This window comes from Reichenbachiella agarivorans, assembly GCF_025502585.1.
GTDB classification, from domain to species: Bacteria; Bacteroidota; Bacteroidia; order Cytophagales; family Cyclobacteriaceae; genus Reichenbachiella; species Reichenbachiella agarivorans.
Map to the genome: position 1 here is coordinate 741,906 of NZ_CP106679.1, position 17,297 is coordinate 759,202.

12 protein-coding genes are annotated in these 17,297 nt (G+C 42.3%); 8 read left to right on the forward strand and 4 right to left on the reverse strand.

Translation table 11 applies throughout. The features are described 5' to 3' along the window. Positions 1-34: 34 nt before the first annotated feature. Complete coding sequence (locus tag N6H18_RS03010; RefSeq protein ID WP_262310356.1) at positions 35-1,162, forward strand: tetratricopeptide repeat protein; 1,128 nt, start codon at positions 35-37, stop codon at positions 1,160-1,162. Between the two features lie 113 nt (positions 1,163-1,275). Here N6H18_RS03010 and N6H18_RS03015 read toward each other — a convergent pair whose 3' ends face one another. From N6H18_RS03015 to N6H18_RS03025, 3 genes are read right to left on the reverse strand one after another with little or no spacing between them, the layout of a single operon-like run. After that, complete coding sequence (locus tag N6H18_RS03015; RefSeq protein ID WP_262310357.1) at positions 1,276-2,346, reverse strand: glycosyltransferase family 4 protein; 1,071 nt, start codon at positions 2,344-2,346, stop codon at positions 1,276-1,278. 2 nt (positions 2,347-2,348) lie between these two features. Next, positions 2,349-3,344, reverse strand: a complete 996-nt coding sequence (locus N6H18_RS03020; RefSeq protein WP_262310358.1) for an NAD-dependent epimerase/dehydratase family protein — start codon at positions 3,342-3,344, stop codon at positions 2,349-2,351. A 54-nt stretch (positions 3,345-3,398) separates the two neighbouring features. Continuing rightward, positions 3,399-4,523 carry a DegT/DnrJ/EryC1/StrS family aminotransferase gene (locus tag N6H18_RS03025; RefSeq protein ID WP_262310359.1) on the reverse strand — a complete coding sequence of 375 codons (1,125 nt, stop codon included), beginning with the start codon at positions 4,521-4,523 and terminating at the stop codon, positions 3,399-3,401. Positions 4,524-4,628: 105 nt separating this feature from the next. Here N6H18_RS03025 and N6H18_RS03030 point away from each other — a divergent pair, with 105 nt between their 5' ends. The 3 genes from N6H18_RS03030 to N6H18_RS03040 all read left to right on the forward strand — a co-directional run bounded on the left by N6H18_RS03030 (position 4,629) and on the right by N6H18_RS03040 (position 9,253). After that, complete coding sequence (locus N6H18_RS03030; protein ID WP_262310360.1) at positions 4,629-6,833, forward strand: T9SS type A sorting domain-containing protein; 2,205 nt, start codon at positions 4,629-4,631, stop codon at positions 6,831-6,833. Positions 6,834-7,058: 225 nt separating this feature from the next. Beyond that, complete coding sequence (locus tag N6H18_RS03035) at positions 7,059-7,340, forward strand: hypothetical protein (RefSeq protein ID WP_262310361.1); 282 nt, start codon at positions 7,059-7,061, stop codon at positions 7,338-7,340. 2 nt (positions 7,341-7,342) lie between these two features. Continuing rightward, positions 7,343-9,253: a PAS domain-containing sensor histidine kinase gene (locus N6H18_RS03040; RefSeq protein ID WP_262310362.1), complete on the forward strand. Its 1,911-nt coding sequence runs from the start codon at positions 7,343-7,345 to the stop codon at positions 9,251-9,253. 68 nt (positions 9,254-9,321) lie between these two features. On the opposite strand, the gene N6H18_RS03045 is transcribed toward N6H18_RS03040, so the two are convergent. After that, positions 9,322-11,775 carry a DUF5686 and carboxypeptidase-like regulatory domain-containing protein gene (locus N6H18_RS03045; RefSeq protein ID WP_262310363.1) on the reverse strand — a complete coding sequence of 818 codons (2,454 nt, stop codon included), beginning with the start codon at positions 11,773-11,775 and terminating at the stop codon, positions 9,322-9,324. A gap of 349 nt (positions 11,776-12,124) precedes the next feature. On the opposite strand from N6H18_RS03045, the gene N6H18_RS03050 reads away from it, so the two are divergent. From N6H18_RS03050 to N6H18_RS03065, 4 genes are all read left to right on the forward strand, one after another. Continuing rightward, positions 12,125-13,243, forward strand: a complete 1,119-nt coding sequence (locus N6H18_RS03050) for a sulfotransferase family protein (protein WP_262310364.1) — start codon at positions 12,125-12,127, stop codon at positions 13,241-13,243. Positions 13,244-13,665: 422 nt separating this feature from the next. Next, positions 13,666-14,988 carry a hypothetical protein gene (locus N6H18_RS03055; protein WP_262310365.1) on the forward strand — a complete coding sequence of 441 codons (1,323 nt, stop codon included), beginning with the start codon at positions 13,666-13,668 and terminating at the stop codon, positions 14,986-14,988. A gap of 9 nt (positions 14,989-14,997) precedes the next feature. Next, complete coding sequence (locus N6H18_RS03060; protein WP_262310366.1) at positions 14,998-16,371, forward strand: MBOAT family O-acyltransferase; 1,374 nt, start codon at positions 14,998-15,000, stop codon at positions 16,369-16,371. Positions 16,372-16,374: 3 nt separating this feature from the next. After that, positions 16,375-17,283 carry a hypothetical protein gene (locus N6H18_RS03065; protein WP_262310367.1) on the forward strand — a complete coding sequence of 303 codons (909 nt, stop codon included), beginning with the start codon at positions 16,375-16,377 and terminating at the stop codon, positions 17,281-17,283. Positions 17,284-17,297: the final 14 nt, after the last annotated feature.

Sequence of the window (17,297 nt, forward strand, 5' to 3'; positions counted from 1 at the left end):
TATGAAAAAACTTTTATTCATTTTAACCAGCTGCATGCTTCTATCCCTCTCTGGGAAAGCCCAAAAACTTGACAGCATCCCCGTACTACTCACAGACCTCAACATGCAGATTGAAACCACCGCAGGGATCAACAGTATGTACAATTTTGATTTCAAGCGAGCTGATGCTCAGTTTCGCTCCATCAGAAACAAATACCCTTGGCACCCTCTGCCTTATTTCCTATTGGGACTGAGCCAATGGTGGCGCATCATGCCCAACATCCCAAACGAACAATATGACCATCAATTCTTGATGTACATGGACTCTGCCATCATGACGGCCGAAAACATCTATGCTAAGGGGAGCAAAATAGAAGGCGCATTTGTGCTATCGGCAGCTTATGCATTCAAAGGGAGACTCTATGCAGAACGAAAGTCATGGACGAAAGCAGCCTCCGCAGCAAACAACGCCATGAACTACCTCGAAGAGTGTCGTGGCAAAGAAGAGTTCAGTCCTGAAATTCTTTTTGGGGATGGATTGTACAACTACTACATCGAGTGGATCAGGGAAAATTATCCTATGCTGAAACCCCTCATTATGTTCTTTGACAAAGGGGACAAAGAGCTAGGTGTACAACAGCTAAAGAATGCTGCCAACAACGCGTTTTATACCCGCACCGAGGCACAATACTTCCTCATGAGAATCTATGCCAACGACCTCAATGACAAGGCCAATGCCTTGTTTACCTCAGAGTACCTACACAAGACCTTCCCCAACAATGCCTACTTTGAGCGGTATTATGCCCGCCTCCTCTATACCAATCGTCAGTACATCACCTGCGAGATGATCTGCAAAGACGTCATCAACAAAATAGACAGCGCCTATATGGGCTATGAGGCCAACAGCGGTCGCTACGCTGCTTTCTTCTTGGGAGAAATATATTCTGCGAGAAGGAAAACCGATGAAGCCGAAAAATATTACAAAAAATGCATCGAATACGGTGATCAAATTGATGCGCAAGAAATGGGCTACTATATCTACTCCGTCTTGAACCTAGGTGAGATTGCATTGGACAGAGGCAATAAAAAAGAAGCCAAGGTCTATTTCAAAAGAGTCAAAAAACTAGCCAATCGTGGCGATCGATCCTATAAGACTGCCAGTAATTACCTGAAAGAATTGTAACAGTATTGAGATTTGAGTAGTGAGTATTGAGATTGTTGGAGTGGTTACAAAGTATAAATCAGGATTGGATCAGTTTAAAAAATAGAAGATGAGCAAACCAGTCAACTAGATAACTAACTAAACAACCTCAAGAAATTATCCTTGTTGGAGCAGACTGAAAAATCTGCAACCACTTTCTCTCGTCCTCGGATCCCCATTTGCTGACGGAGTGACTCATCCTGAATCAGTACTTTCAGTTGTTGTTTCCATTCTTCTCGACTTTGACAATGATAGCCTGAGACTCCATGTTCTACAATTTCAGCATTGACTCCAATAGGCGTCACTAACACGGGTCGTTCCAAAGCCATAAATTGCAGTGCTTTGAAACCACATTTTCCTTTGGCCCATTCATCCATTTCGAGTGGCATTACGCCAATATCAATACGATTCAGATCCGCAACTTCACTTTCCTTATCCCAAGGCAAATATTGAAAACCCTGAATCCCAGAGTCAGGACGTTGATCAGCAATAATCAAAAATTCAAAAGGTAACTCTTGTTGCAACTCATTGACAACCTCTTCTATCAAATCAAGATACTTGAGCGTTGAGTGAGTACCCGTCCAACCTACCGTGACATTGGTTTTAGTAGATGAATGATCGGGTAGGTGCAGGTATGCTGTATCGAGTGTCGTTGGATTCACGAAGACATGATCATTGAATTGTCGAGCATAGGTTGCCAAAAACTCGTTGCCTGCACTCACCTTATAACTCCACTTACATATAGAAGCAACCTTACTAGCCCATTTCATCTTGGCTGCTAGAGAATTCGCTCCAGTTGTGTTTTCCTTCCAGATCGCATCGTCAAAATCATAGATCAGCTTCCTACTCAATATTTTGGCCAAGAACCACTCGAAAACGGGAGGCCCAAGAGGAGCTGCTTCTCGATGAACAAAGACATAATCGTATTGTATAGCACGCAAGAGCATCCACTTTCGTCTGGCAAAGCCTTTGATTATCCCTACAAACTTCTGCAACGTATGGCCAGGCAGATAAAGAATCTTCCAAGTCTGCTCATCGATGAAACTCTGGCGATCTACGACAATTCCTTGCTCCTCCAAATAAGCAATGTACTGTTCGAATCGGAATCGCTGAGAACCAGCGGTATCCTGTGGATAAGGTGTGAGAAAAAGTACTCGTTTGGGCATGCTTAGTCTAGTTTCCAATTGGAGGGTAAATTCTTATAAATTTCAATCTCATCAAACTTGTAACTGGCCTTCCTTTCTGCTTTTTTCGCCCACCCTGCCATACGCACAATTCCTTCTTGTAATGATACTGATGAAACGGGTGCAAAATACGCTTTGAGTTTGTCATGAGCACAAAAAGCATGGTGCACCTCTTTCCTTTCATCCAAAAAATGAATTGTGGCTTGAGAATCAAAAGCTACCTGAATCATCTGCGCCAAATCTCGCACGGAGCAAGTATGATCTGAACCAATGTTGAATATCTCACCATATGCGCTAGGATTTTCTACAGACCGAGCGATGACTGGTGCCACCTCATCTATGTAACTAAAAGCACGAGTCTGGCTGCCATCACCATAGATCGTCAAGGGCTCACCATTTAGAATTTGATTCATGAAAATCCCTAGAACGTTTCGATAAGGGTCATTCAGATTTTGATTTTCACCATATACATTGTGAGGTCTGAAAATGATATAATCTTGTCCAAACATCTCCTTTGAAGCTTTCAATTCCATTTCAAAGGCATATTTGGCTATCCCGTACGGATCCTCAGGTTGAGGGATCATATCCTCAGTCATCGGTGTCTGTTGTGAACCATATACTGCAATCGATGATACGAAGACAAAGCATTTAACTTCATGCTTGATGCATTCATTGAGCAAATTGACACTTCCCGTCAGGTTGTTTTGATAATTGAATCGCTTGATAAAATGACTCAATCCCTCCGCAGCATAGGCAGCCAAATGATAGACATAGTCAAATTGATACTTCTCAAACAACTCCGCGAGTAATTGATGATCCAAAATACTCCCTTTGACAAAATCCACTCCTGTGGGTATGTTTTCTAGCAATCCACCACTGAGATCATCTAAAATCACCACATGGTGCTTCATCGCCCACAGTTGTCGAGCCACATGACTCCCAATAAATCCGGCTCCTCCGGTAACTAAAGTTTTATGCATGAATGGCAAAAATACATACTAGATGTCAGATTTGAGAAAGGTATTTGGAAGCGATCATTGGATGGCAGTCAGCACATTGCCTTCCACAAACTTTTTGATCCTATCACAGACATATTGAACCTCCTCATCGCTCAATTCTGGAAATATAGGCAGAGACAGCATCTCTTGACTGGCTAGGTAAGCAACTGGAAACTCCTCTTTCGTATATCCCAAGTCACGCAATATCGGCAAAAAAGGAAGAGCCACAGGGTAGTGCACATCTGTGGAAACACCCTCAGATTGCAGGTACTCACGCAGAGGCTCCCTCCACTTGGATCGGATTACATATTGGTGGTATGTATGATAATTTCCTCCTATCTCTATGGGCAACAGAATCTCGGCCAATTCTGTGAGTTGCTGGTTGTATTGTGTGGCGATGGCTCTGCGACGCTCATTCCACTGATCGAGGTATGGTAGCTTGACCAAAAGCATTGCCGCCTGTAACTCATCCATGCGACTGGTGATTCCCAGCACGCGATGCTCATTGCGGGCTAGGCCTCCTTGATTGGCAAGCATTCTGCACTGCTGCGCCAAGACAGCATTGCGTGTCACTATCACTCCAGCATCTCCAAAAGCACCAAGGTTCTTGGTGGGATAAAAACTAAAAGTCGCTGCATCAGACGTAGTACCAGGATATTTCCCACCAATACTTGACAGATGTGCTTGCGCTGCATCCTCTACCAACAAAAGCTGATGATGGTCACATATTGCTCTCAAAGCAATCATATCTGCCATCTGACCAAACAAATGAACTGGAACAATGGCTTTCGTCCTTGGATTTATTTTTTCTTCCACCTTCTTGACATCTATCAGGCCTTGCTCATCGACATCTACACAGACCACTTTGGCGCCCAATTGCATCACGACCGAAGCAGTCGACACCCAAGAAACAGCAGGAACAATTACCTCGTCACCTGTTTTTACTCCCAGTGCCTTGAGCACGACATACAGCGCATCCGTGCCGTTTCCCAATGCAACACAATGTTCCACTCCCAGTGCCTTTGCCCACTGATCTTCAAAACGTGCTACTTTTTCTCCTCGGATGAAAAGCCCAGAGTCCATGACTTGCTGCATGGCAGATTGTAGTTCCCCACGAAGGGATGCACTTTGTCTTTTGAGATCGAAAAAAGGTATTTTCATAACTTTCGGAAAGTTATAAACTTTCCGAAAGTTTATCGAATTTAGTTGTATCAGGCACTCTCGATTCCATTTTTAAAGTTGAGATCTAGATTTTATCTTCACCCAATGAAAACCAAGCAGTTTTTAGTACTTCTCATTTTTTGCTGCTGTGTCACACCAGTCTTTTCTCAATCCGTCGCTCGTGATTGGAATGAACTCATATTGGAAGCTATCCGCAAAGACAAGGCAAGACCTACTGTCCATGCCAGAAATTTGTTTCACATTTCTGCTGCCATGTACGACGCCTGGGCCTCCTATGAAACTGGGGTTTCTACCTACTTTCTTGGCAAAGACCATCGAGGATACTACGTACCCTTTGAAGGAGCACAAATCCCACAAGGCATGAGTAAGAAAGATGCGCAAGAGATTGCCATCAGTTTTGCTGCTCATCGGTTGCTCACTCATCGGTTCAGAGATTCTCCAGGTTTTAGGGATTTAAAATTTCGATTTGACACACAGCTTGAACACTCGTTTCAGGATACAGAAAATTACAGCACTGCAAATTACCAAACCGACCCAGTGGAATTGGGTAATTACATTGCCGAAGAAATCATTGCCTTTGGCCTCAGCGATGGCTCCAATGAGGCTAATGACTATGCTTGCCGATTTTATCAACCCGTCAATACAGCCATGTACCCTGATGCCTATGGCAGCAATCACATCACAGATCCTAACCGATGGCAACCCTTGAGTTTTGAAGACTTTGTTGGGCAATCTGGCATCAGCGAGGGAGCCAGTACCCCCAAATTCGTAGGGGCAGAATGGGGACAAGTCGTTCCATTCTCCTTGACGAAAGACCAACTAACCATCAAACGCAGGAATGGTCATGATTATCTCGTTTATTTTGATCCGAGCGAGCCTGCCTATATCCATTTGTCTCCCGAAAAGGAAGAGAAGCAAGACTATCAATGGGGGTTTGGTCTGGTAGCACAATGGTCCTCTCATCACGACACTCAGGATGATACCCTTTGGGATATCTCTCCCAATTCGATAGGCAATATCCCCTTTGATGAATTGCCTCGGTCAGTCAAGGATTACCCGTCGTTTTATGATTTTGAAAATGGTGGAGACATCAGTCAGGGCTACACGCTCAATCCGATCACAGGATTACCCTACGAACCACAATGGGTACGACGATCTGATTACACCCGAGTCTTGGCTGAGTTTTGGGCAGATGGGCCAGATTCTGAAACTCCTCCTGGTCATTGGTTTGTCTTGCTCAACTACATCAACGACCACCCAGCATTCGAAAGAAAATACAAAGGACAGGGAGAAAAGATGGATGCACTAGAATGGAATGTCAAATCTTACATGGCACTAGGTGGAGCCATGCATGATGCTGCGATAGCTGCATGGGGGATCAAAGGTTACTATGATTACATACGTCCTGTCTCGGCGATTCGCTCCATGGCCGAAAGAGGTCAAAGCAGCGACTCATCGCTACCCAACTATCACCCAGCAGGACTTCCATTGATTCCTGGTCAAGTAGAAATCATACAAGCTGATGACCCTATCAATGAGTACCAAAATTTTGAAAACCAACTCAAAATCAAAGCCTGGAAAATCCCAAATAGATATTATGAAGGTTCGCTGGAATCCAAAAATGTGGACTGGATATTGGCTACACGCTGGCAACCCTATCAGCGCCCCTCTTTCGTCACTCCCCCCTTTGCAGGTTATGTATCGGGACATTCGACCTTTTCCAGAACTGCAGCAGAGTTGTTCGGTTTACTCACAGGGAGTGAGTATTTCCCCGGAGGCATGGGAGAATTCCATGCGGAGAAAAACAAGTTTTTGGTTTTCGAAACTGGCCCGAGTGAAGACGTCACCCTGCAATGGGCAAAATACCAAGATGCATCAGACCAGTGTAGTCTGTCACGAATATGGGGTGGGATACACCCTCCCGTAGATGACATAGCGGGCAGATTGATCGGGTACCAAATCGGTCACCATGCTTTCGAAACAGTAGAAAAATATTTCAATGGAGAGGTTCAAAATAGCGAACCTAGTAACCTTACCGCACGGTTGCTATATGGCCCCAATCCCGTCAGCACCACAACCCCAGAAATAACCATTACTTTCAGACATCCTGACGATCTAGAGAAAACCATTGCCATGTACGATCTTCAAGGCAATGAAGTCATGAAACAAAAAGAAGGGTACGTCCAAAACGTCACGCTTGATACCCAAGGGTTAAGAAAAGGAGTTTATCTTGTGATGATCAGCACAAAAGAATATTCAGAAAAAATCAAATTGGTGGTTGCTCCCTAAAAACTTGGACACAAAATTCTCTACGACGAGATGCAAACCCTTAACTGTGAGGTGATATTCATAAAAATTCCTAGTAGTGAGTTTTTTTCTTTTCCGTATCGTCAGTTAATGAATAAAAAATTGTCCACGTACCTTGAGTAAAATATTCTATCATTCAATACCGAAAAATCTGCCTTATTGTTATATTTCAAATAATAACAAAACCAACTAATCCAACACAAAGCTATGATCTATCAAAATGAAATCGTAATGCTCTTGATCTGTAGCATCGTACTTGCATTTTCTATTGCCTATGGGAGCAAACTCAACCTCTTTCCATATTGGGTCTATATGTACACCAGTTTTTTGTGCCTTTTGGCGGCATGTATTTGTACTGTGGTTGAAGGCTTTCTATTCCCTACCTTGTTTGACCTACTCGAACACTTATCCTATGCTGCCAGTTCGCTCTCTGTATTGATATGGACATGGAAGATCACCCAACAACCTCTAGTCGAAAAGAGTAAATGAGTATGAAAGAATTGATTGATGGCTTTTCCATAGTCTGCATACTATTTGCCACCATCCTTTTGCTTACCCAGCGCAGAAAAGTCAAGGAAGTACAACTGGTTCTTTTCTTTGGTTTGTTGGCTTTTCTACTGTTATATTATCTTTCGTTGTTCTCAGATTATGAAGAGGTCGAAGATATTTTGGGGGCACTCATTCCAGTGATTTTCGCCTTTGTATTCTACTCCATTATCCAAATCCAAAGCAATGCCCTAATTAAAGAGAACGAAGAACGTTTGCGTTTAGCGATAGATTCGACCAAAGTAGGGCTATGGGAACTGGACCTTATAAATTTAGAGTTTACTGTGAATGATTCTTGGTTTGAAATAATAGGTTATAAGGCTAGTGAACTGATTCCTATCAAAATTGAGGTTTGGGAAAAACTTATCCATCCATATGATCAACGAACCTCTCGAGAAGCTCTTAGAAGGCACACCGAAGGCAAAACACAGGTTTTGGAGGTAGTTCAGCGAATCAAACACAAAAATGGATCATGGGTTTGGGTACAAAACAGAGGGAAAATTGTCGAGTATGACAAAAATGGTCAAGCAATCCGAATGGCAGGTATTTTGATCGACATGACCACTCAAAAGGAATTAGAATTCAACCTCGAGTCTCAAATAGAGCAAAATGTAGATCTCAACAAGAATTTCAAGAAACAAGCCTCCAAATTGGCGGATCATGAAGCTAACTACAAAGTGTTATTTGAGTCCTCCAATGATGCCATCGTGATCTTCAAAGACAGAAAATTCCACGACAGCAACACCATGGCCTTCAAAATGTTCCAATGCCAGCCAGACTATTTGATCGGCAAAGAACCTCATGAGTATAGTCCAGAAATACAACCCGACGGTGTTCCTTCGACTCAAAAGGCACAAGAGATTTTCGCAGAGCTGGAAATGGGCAAATCACAGGTTTTTGACTGGCAGCATCTGCGTCCTACAGGAGAACCCTTTGACGTATCCGTCAGTATCAACCCGATCGTACTAGATGGTGAACAATACATCCAGTGTGTATTGCGTGATATCACAGAAAAAAAGAAAATAGCCAAGGAACTGGCCGACTATCGCCACAACCTAGAAGACTTGGTAGAAAAAAGAACTTCTGAACTGAGTACCTCCAATGCAGAGCTACTGAGCACCATGAAAAACCTCAAAGATGCACAATCTCAGCTGATCCAAAAAGAAAAAATGGCCTCTTTGGGGATTCTGACTGCAGGAGTCGCACATGAAATCAACAACCCTCTCAATTTCATACTAGGAGGCTATCGCGGATTAGAAAAAGTCCTCATGAATTCTGAAGAATTCAAGAATGACGATACGCTCATGAGATTGCTTGAGAGTATCAAAATCGGTGCTGATAGAGCTGTCAATATCGTCAAAGGCTTGAAACACTTTAGCCGTACCAAAGACACCTTTGACGAACCCTGTGAAATTCATGTAATCTTGGAAAACTGCATCCTGTTGCTAAAAAATGAACTAAAAGGAAAAATTGTTATCAAAAAAGAATACTGCGAACAAGATTTTGAACTGCGGGGTAATTCAGGAAAACTCCACCAGATATTTGTCAACATCCTCCACAATGCTATTCATGCCATGGAAAACGAAGGCGTTTTGATCATCAAGACTTCCAAAATAGCTCAGGAACTTTTGATCGAAATTTCAGACAATGGCATTGGGATCAGCAAAGAAAACCTAACAAAAATCACTGTCCCCTTCTTCACCACCAAAGAACAAGGTAAAGGCACTGGCCTTGGTCTTTCTTTGACTTATAATTTCATTGTCGAACACAAAGGAAAATTGGAGTTTGAATCAGAATTAGGCAAAGGCACCAAAGTGAGTGTGCTACTACCCTTGGCAACCAGTGCAAAACATTGAGTAGTTTGTATTGAGACAAAAAACTTCTCCTCTTGCATGCATTATGGCATTTTATAATCGAAAGCAGGTTAAAAGGAAAAACGAAATGAGGGCTTGACAATGAAATTGTAACTATCCGGAAGGGTCGTATCATTCAATCTCCATACAAAATCAATTCGAGCAATTTTGAATATATTTTCCAGACCAAAACCCACTTCATAATAAGGTTGGGTCAGGCGTGAAGTTTGGCTAGGCAATAAGTATTGATCTCCCTTGTTTAGATCAGACAATTGTCCCCAATAACCCTTCGCAAAAACAAAGCTTCGCCATTTGAGTCGATTGACCAAAGGGATACGATCCATGATCAATCCATCAAAATGCTGCTGGACGTTGGCAGTGACATAGCGATCCGCCACATACTCCAAATAATGCATCAGGTTGAATGCCATGTCATCATAGAGTACCAACTGGTTGCTAAATGGTGTATTCATAAACAAGTAAGGAACCGAACCTTCTGTCAACCCTGCTTCTACAGCATATTTGAAATAGCCCCACTTTCTCGTCCTCAGGTATTGACTCATCTGTCCTGTCAACTTATGATAGGTCACATCTGCCCCGAACTCCTGCCCAGAATACTGCCATTGCAGCGCTATATCTGGATAGCGCCTAAAAACCTTCTTGAGATCAGTTCTGGAATAAAAGTCTCCATTGATATCCTTGTTTTGGGAGTTGAATTTCACTGTTAAGTCTATGCCACTGGCAGTATAATTAGACTGTTCAATCAGCTGCCCTTCGTTTCGCTCCCTAAAACTAACTGTGTCGGTAGGGCTCAACTGGACACGAAAGTAGTTGGCTCGAGCGATCAAGCCTGTGCCCAGCACTCGCTCGAAATAGGCATCATATCGCTGCTCGTAAACACGAGACACCGAATTGCCAATCTGCACAAAAGACGTCAATACATGGTCGATCGGTAAGGCATTGATGCTACGGCCGAGTTGTATGATATCATCTTTGACACCAAGGCCCATTCTCATTTTATTGGCTTTGTCAAGACGCAGGGCAGTTTGCAGCCCATATTTCCACTTTTCATCTCTGAAACCATAGGCTCCATAGATGGAAGCAGACAGTGGGAAGCTCCAATTTTGGTGGGTTCTAAACCCAAATTTGAGACGAGAATCTTCTACATAGTTGTTGCTATAAAAAGTATAAAAGTCACCAATCTCAAATTTGTTCCATGGCACATATCCCGTCGCTATCCCCAAAGCGATGTTTTTTCGCAATATAAAATCCGGATCGGTTTCGAGCTGATCCACCATCTGTCGGATACCTTCCTCCTTGACATTGAGTGTATCTTGTCTGATACCTGCCCAGTAATTTTCGTCATGGTTCATTGCACCATCGGACTCCACGACCACAGCAACTCCTTCATAGATGGGTTTAAACGGCGCATCATTGATCACATAATGGCTGAAAGTGGCATTTTTCCTTCCAAAAAAACCTGTCAAATCTGACGAATTTTCAATCACGGTATAGTCCCCCAACACATATGAACTAGTCAACATCCAGTGCTGACCATCTACGTTTTGATACTGCTGCTCTACCAGATAGCTCCTCACAAAGTTGACATTGGCCATGATATCAAAGCGCAGCGAGATGGACTTGACCGCATAACTGGCTGAATCCACCTTCATCTCTCCCACAAAAGCCAGCTCCCGCTTCTGTTTGGGTTGGAAACTCAGCTGATACTCCTTACCGACGGCACTCATCGAGCTATCCAGATAATACTCATAGTGAAACTTGTAGTTGCTGTTGAGAGGACTCGGAAAGTTCTTGTCCAAGATCACGACAAAATCATCGTAGACGTTGGGGGTAAAATACAATTCCTCCACAAATTCCAAGATTTTAGGTCCTGGTAGACCCGTGACATTTTTGGCAAGAACCACACTTTTCTGCTTCTTGGGTGACTGTCGGTAGTAATGCTCAGACTGCTTCTCTACCAACAGTACAGGCAGGTAGCTGACCCCGTCAGAGGTCGTGTCCGTATTGTCCCAGATGTAATCAAAGGGCTTGAGGATGATGTTGTTCTTGACCTTTTCGGTCAGATGATTGAGATCAAAACGAATCTTGGCGTATTCCTCACAACTATAATTATCCAATTGGTCTGGATTATTTTGCTTCTTGCGCCGGACGATCTGATCCATCACTGCATAGGCAGGATTGACACCTGCCTTGACGACCAAATCGTCCATCATGCGTGATTCGGTCACCAATTGCACCTCTACCTCATCTCCATTCCTTACTTTGATCCGTTGAGTTAAAAAACCCAACGAAGTAATTACCAAAGTATCGGATGGCAAAGTATTGGCCTTGATATTCAATGAAAACTCACCGTCCATGTTCGTCGATGTACCGACTTGTGTGCCCTTCAAAAACACATGTGCAAATGGCACAGGCTCCAAACTACCCGCCTCCACAACCTTTCCCGTCAAGCCCATAGATTGACTCATGACAGGCAGAGCAGACCAGCAGATCAAAAGCACCATGACAATCCTACAATTAACGACGAAGTTCAAGCAGTTTATTGATTTTGAGACGCAACAAATGTAGTAGAAAAAGGAGGAAGAAAGAAGTCGGAAGTCTAAGGTCAAAAGTAAGAAGTCTAACCTATGATCACCCATGGTCTGTGTCACACAAACCATCATCATACCACGGAAGATAGACTCAACCATGGTCTGTGGCACACAGACCATCATTCCACAGTAGATAGGCTTGTGAGTCACAAACCTAGGAAGCTAGACTCCCATTACTTCATACTCTTTTTCTTTCAACTTTATACTTTAAACTTTGACCTCCTCCATTCACATCAATTAGTTTTGTCCTAAAACATCTGAAATGCTGATCAAACATCGAGTACAAGACTACTTCAACCTCTTCAAGCATACTGCGCTAGGTGTCAGTTTTCATACATGGATCAAAATCTTGATTCATCACAGGTTGGCCGTAGGTTGGCAGTTCATCCCCAAGGCACTGTTCATCACGATGACTTCTCTGGTCAATGCTCCATTTCAGTTGGTAGAATATTTCGTTTACCACAAGAAAATAAAATCTACTGCGGTAAAACGCCCCATTTTTATCCTTGGTCACCCACGCAGTGGCACTACCTACCTGCACTACCTCATCAGTGCTGACCCCAATTTCGCCTTTTGTACAACTTCCGATGCTTTGATTCCTCATCTGATCTTGACGACAGGCAAGATCACCGCAAAAATTCTAGACGCTTTCATGCCTGGCACCAGGCCGCAAGACAATGTAAAAGCAGGAGCCAAAATGCCCAAAGAAGAAGAGTTTGCCATGGCCAATATCAGTACCTCTTCCTTCATGCACGGTTTTTATTTTCCGCAGCATCTACAGCAGGTATTTGACCGTGACGTAGTTTTCGCATCGGGAGACCCAAAAGTCAAAACAATCTGGAAAAGAGACTTTCACTACTTTGTCCAAAAGCTGACCTACAAAAACAAAGGGAAACAATTGGTACTCAAGAGTCCCGCCAATACCGCTCGACTTCAAGAAATCTACGAACTGTATCCAGATGCATTATTCATTCATATCCATCGCGATCCTTATGAAGTCTTCCAGTCCAATGTCGTACTCTATGCCAAAGTACTACCTATCCTCAACCTACACAAAACCACCACAGAGGCCATCGAGACTTTCATCATTGACTCTTTTGCCCAACTCTACACCAAGTATCTAGAGGATATCAAGTTGATTCCGAACGGCCAAATCATCGAAGTAGATTATGCCAGCTTTGTGGCAAATTCAATGACGCAATTAGAGCTCATCTACCAACACCTAGGATTAGGAGACTTCCAACATGTAAAAGCTGCCTTGCAACAAGAGGTCAAACAATTTGATGGCTATCAGAAGAATAAACATGTCCAATTGCCCGAGGCTATCATCCAGCAAATCCATGACAAGTGGGGATTTTATATGGAGAGGTACGGGTATTGATGAAATGGTATTGAGTAGAGGGTATTGAGATATGAGACACAAATTGGAACGCTTTTACCTATTTTGGCACATTAGGTGGCTGCTTGTCCATCGATTGTCCCTTCACCATGGGCTGTGACACACAGACCACCAAATAAATGGCGCTAAAGCGAATAGAAAAACCTATTGATCACAGTCATTGCTCAACGTGGTGCAACGAGGATGTAGTGACAAGGAATGTTTGCAACGCGAGATTCACAAAGCGCAGCTACCTTGGTATGATTAAGGAGCTTACTTAGCACCGCCTTTTTGGCCCTTATTGTTTTCCTGTCTCACAATCTATTCAGGCTATTTTGAGCACAGGTCTGTGATTAATTATTAGCTTTGGTGTTGCAATGAACTTATCGTTTCTCTGATCATCAACAGCCACAACTGACACAAGCTTGACCGCACAGGACTTTTTCATAACACCCCTTTACCTCTTCTTCCTGCTGAGTCTGGCATATATCATCAGACCCATGGTCACCAATGCTGTCACTAAACGATACTTTCTCCCAGGTCTTCTGGCCAAGTTTGTAGGTGCCATTGCCTTGGGATTGATCTATCAACTGTACTATGGAGGTGGTGATACTTTCACCTACCATACCCATGGCAGCCGATGGATTTGGAAGGCATTCATGGACGATCCCATGGTCGGATTAGATTTGTTCTTTCAAAAAGCTGGCGACTTCAATGGAGAAACATTCCAGTACAGTTCGCGAATATGGATGTTTAGAGACAAGGCATCCATGGTGATTATCCGAATCACTGCCCTATTTGACCTCCTTACCTTCAGCACGTATTCAGCCACCGCTCTCTTTTTTGCCTCATTCGCCTTCAGTGGGCACTGGGCTATATACAGTGTCTTGCAAAAACTATATCCTAGCAAATCCAAACAACTTGCCCTTGCCATTTTATTTATCCCTTCCGTGATTTTTTGGGGGTCTGGGATTCTCAAAGACAGTGTAACATTGGCAGCTCTGTGTTGGATGACCTATTCCTTATTTCAAATCACTGTTTTCCACAGATTCAACTGGAAGAATCTTTTGATTTTGCTACTCATGGCGTGGATCATCTTTGCCATCAAGATTTATATCTTGCTTTGTTTCTTGGTAGGTGCGTCTCTGTTCATGTATATGTATTACATCTCTAAAATAAGGAATAGTCTCGTCAAAGCTATGGTCGCACCTCTACTGCTTACACTGTTCATAGGTGGCGGCTACTTTACAATGAATGAACTTTCTGAGGAAAATGAACGCTACTCTCTGGACAAAATAGGAGAAACTGCAATGATAACCGCCTACGACATTCGCTATGGCTGGGGAGCAAGGCATGGTGACAACTCTGGCTATACACTGGGCGAACTGGACGGCAGCATTGGCAGTTTGATCAAATTGGCACCACAAGGCATTATCGTCACCTTATTTCGTCCATGGCTATGGGAGGTCAAAAATCCACTCATGCTTTTGGCAGCTTTAGAAAGCTTGGGACTGCTCGTGCTTACATTGTATATCATCAAAGAGGTTCGTTGGTTATCTATACTGAGGACTTTACGACGACCTATACCACTATTTTGCCTCTGTTTTGCCTTGATGTTTGCCTTTGCTGTAGGTGTTAGCACTTACAATTTTGGCACATTGATGCGATACAAAATTCCTGTGATGCCTTTTTATACATTGGTATTGGTGCTAGCACAGCCTTCAAAACAAAAAAAAACGAATAGCTAAACCCATAGTATGCTTTTCAATTCTGCTCCATTCATTTTTTTTATCATCATAGTCTTTGGACTATTTGTCATCGTCAAACCCTACAGATGGGCGGTTCTATTAATTTCAAGCTATTTTTTTTATATGTCTTGGAAATGGGAATACGCCATGATCATATTTGTTTCCACCATCATTGATTACTTCTGCGCATTAAAAATCAAAAGTAGCGCAAGCTCCAAAAACAGAAAATTGTTTCTCGGGTTGAGTCTCTTCACCAATCTTTCGATACTATTCTTCTTCAAATATTTTGAATTTTTCATTCATTCTATTTCAGACATCTTTGGAGCACAACAAACTTTTTATGCGACATGGCTCTTGCCAGTTGGTATTTCATTTTACACTTTTCAAACCATGTCTTATACCATTGATGTTTATCATGGCGATGCACAAGAAGAAAGGCACTTTGGAAAATTCGCACTCTTTGTCATCTATTTCCCTCAGCTCGTAGCAGGACCAATCGAAAGAGCAGGGCATCTAATCAATCAACTAAAAAACCGTCTGCAATTCAAGTCCGAAAATCTCCTACCTGCTGCTAGATATTTTATTTTCGGCTTGTTCAAGAAGGTAGTGATTGCCGACCGAGTGGCCTTGTTAATAGATCCTATTTATAATCATCCATCAGAGCATGGTGGCTATCTATTGATAGCAGCTACTGTACTATTTGCATTTCAAATATATTGTGACTTCTCTGGCTATACAGATATGGCGATTGGGATCTCAAGGTTATTCAATGTCGAATTGATGAAAAACTTTGATACTCCCTATTTTGCTACTAGTGTGACAAGATTTTGGCGAAAATGGCACATTTCACTATCCTCTTGGTTCAAAGACTATATATACATTCCACTAGGAGGTAGTAAAGTAGTCAAATGGAGATGGGCTTATAATATCTTCATCACCTTCGTCATCAGTGGATTGTGGCATGGTGCCAATTGGACTTTTATAGTTTGGGGAGCCTATCATGGCCTTTGGCTGATTATCGAAAAATGGGGACCAAAACTCGTCCATACACCGGTTATCAGAATTCCTCTTACTTTTCTCATTGTCAACATTGGTTGGATGATTTTCCGAGCCAACCATATTTCGGATGTAGGACTCATTTTCAATCAGATTGCCTTTCATAGAGAAGACACAGAACAAATCATTGCTGACTTAACAGCCATCAACTTCAGCAAGTTAAACTTGCTCATTACCATCTATGCAATAGGTATTCTTCTCATCAAAGATTTATTTGATTCAAAAATCAAATCATGGAGAGCAGTGTTTTTCTATTTGGTCGTTTGTTTTAGTATTATTTGTTTTGGCATGAACGAGTCTCAGGCCTTTATTTACTTTCAGTTTTAAGGTATGCGAAAAACCTACGTCTTTGTTTTCGGTTTTCTCATTGTCAATCTACTCTTGTCTCAGGCGTATCTTCATATCATGAAGAGTAGCCAACTGCTCCACAGTGATGAGATCATGAAGAGTCTCAGTTCTGATATAGATTATCTAGTGATGGGGACGTCCCATAGTTTAGCTGTCCAAACTACCATATTTCCCAATTCATCGAATGTGGCGAGCTATGGAGAAGGCATTCACAACACTTACTACAAGCTCAACTATATCATCAACGAGCTATCTGTCAAACCATCAAAGGTTATTCTCTCCTGTGACTTAGGCATGTTAAAACATTCGGATATCGATCATCAGAACTACCAATTCTACTGGAATAGATATGAAAACCATGCGGAACTTCTTCATTTCGCCGAGCATCCGACAGAATTTATCATCAATAGAATTACAGACTATCTATTTCCATATAAAAATGGAGAAATTGAGGTCTTTGATTATTTCTTTGCTAAGAAGACCACAGTCAAAAATGCTGCCCTACGAAATCAGAATGAAATAAAAAAACTCTCAGTAGAAGAGAAAAAGGTCTTAGATTCAGCCTGTCAAAATCAGCAAATATCAGAGCTAGGTCAATATTACTTTGAACAGATAATTGAACTCTGTAGGTTACATGATATTGAATTAATCTTGATACGCTTTCCAGTCACTCCCCACTACTACTACCAACATTCAACTTGTTTTGATCCTGAACTGTATTATGACACGCTGACAAAGACTTTTATCAGAAGCGATGATCAGATTAAACTGTATGATTTTCACAATATTTATGATGAATCAGCCTTTGCAGATCCAGATCATCTCAAGGGCGGTAAAATAAGGGATAATTTAACAAGGCTGATTTTGGATGAACTTGAGAAGAAGAATTGACTTGCAATATAATC

Coding starts and splice junctions, on each gene's coding strand:
- N6H18_RS03010 (WP_262310356.1), top strand. CDS start 35: ATGCTTCTATCCCTCTCTGGGAAAGCCCAAAAACTTGACAGCATCCCC.
- N6H18_RS03015 (WP_262310357.1), bottom strand. CDS start 2,346: ATGCCCAAACGAGTACTTTTTCTCACACCTTATCCACAGGATACCGCT.
- N6H18_RS03020 (WP_262310358.1), bottom strand. CDS start 3,344: ATGCATAAAACTTTAGTTACCGGAGGAGCCGGATTTATTGGGAGTCAT.
- N6H18_RS03025 (WP_262310359.1), bottom strand. CDS start 4,523: ATGAAAATACCTTTTTTCGATCTCAAAAGACAAAGTGCATCCCTTCGT.
- N6H18_RS03030 (WP_262310360.1), top strand. CDS start 4,629: ATGAAAACCAAGCAGTTTTTAGTACTTCTCATTTTTTGCTGCTGTGTC.
- N6H18_RS03035 (WP_262310361.1), top strand. CDS start 7,059: ATGATCTATCAAAATGAAATCGTAATGCTCTTGATCTGTAGCATCGTA.
- N6H18_RS03040 (WP_262310362.1), top strand. CDS start 7,343: ATGAAAGAATTGATTGATGGCTTTTCCATAGTCTGCATACTATTTGCC.
- N6H18_RS03045 (WP_262310363.1), bottom strand. CDS start 11,775: ATGGTGCTTTTGATCTGCTGGTCTGCTCTGCCTGTCATGAGTCAATCT.
- N6H18_RS03050 (WP_262310364.1), top strand. CDS start 12,125: ATGCTGATCAAACATCGAGTACAAGACTACTTCAACCTCTTCAAGCAT.
- N6H18_RS03060 (WP_262310366.1), top strand. CDS start 14,998: ATGCTTTTCAATTCTGCTCCATTCATTTTTTTTATCATCATAGTCTTT.
- N6H18_RS03065 (WP_262310367.1), top strand. CDS start 16,375: ATGCGAAAAACCTACGTCTTTGTTTTCGGTTTTCTCATTGTCAATCTA.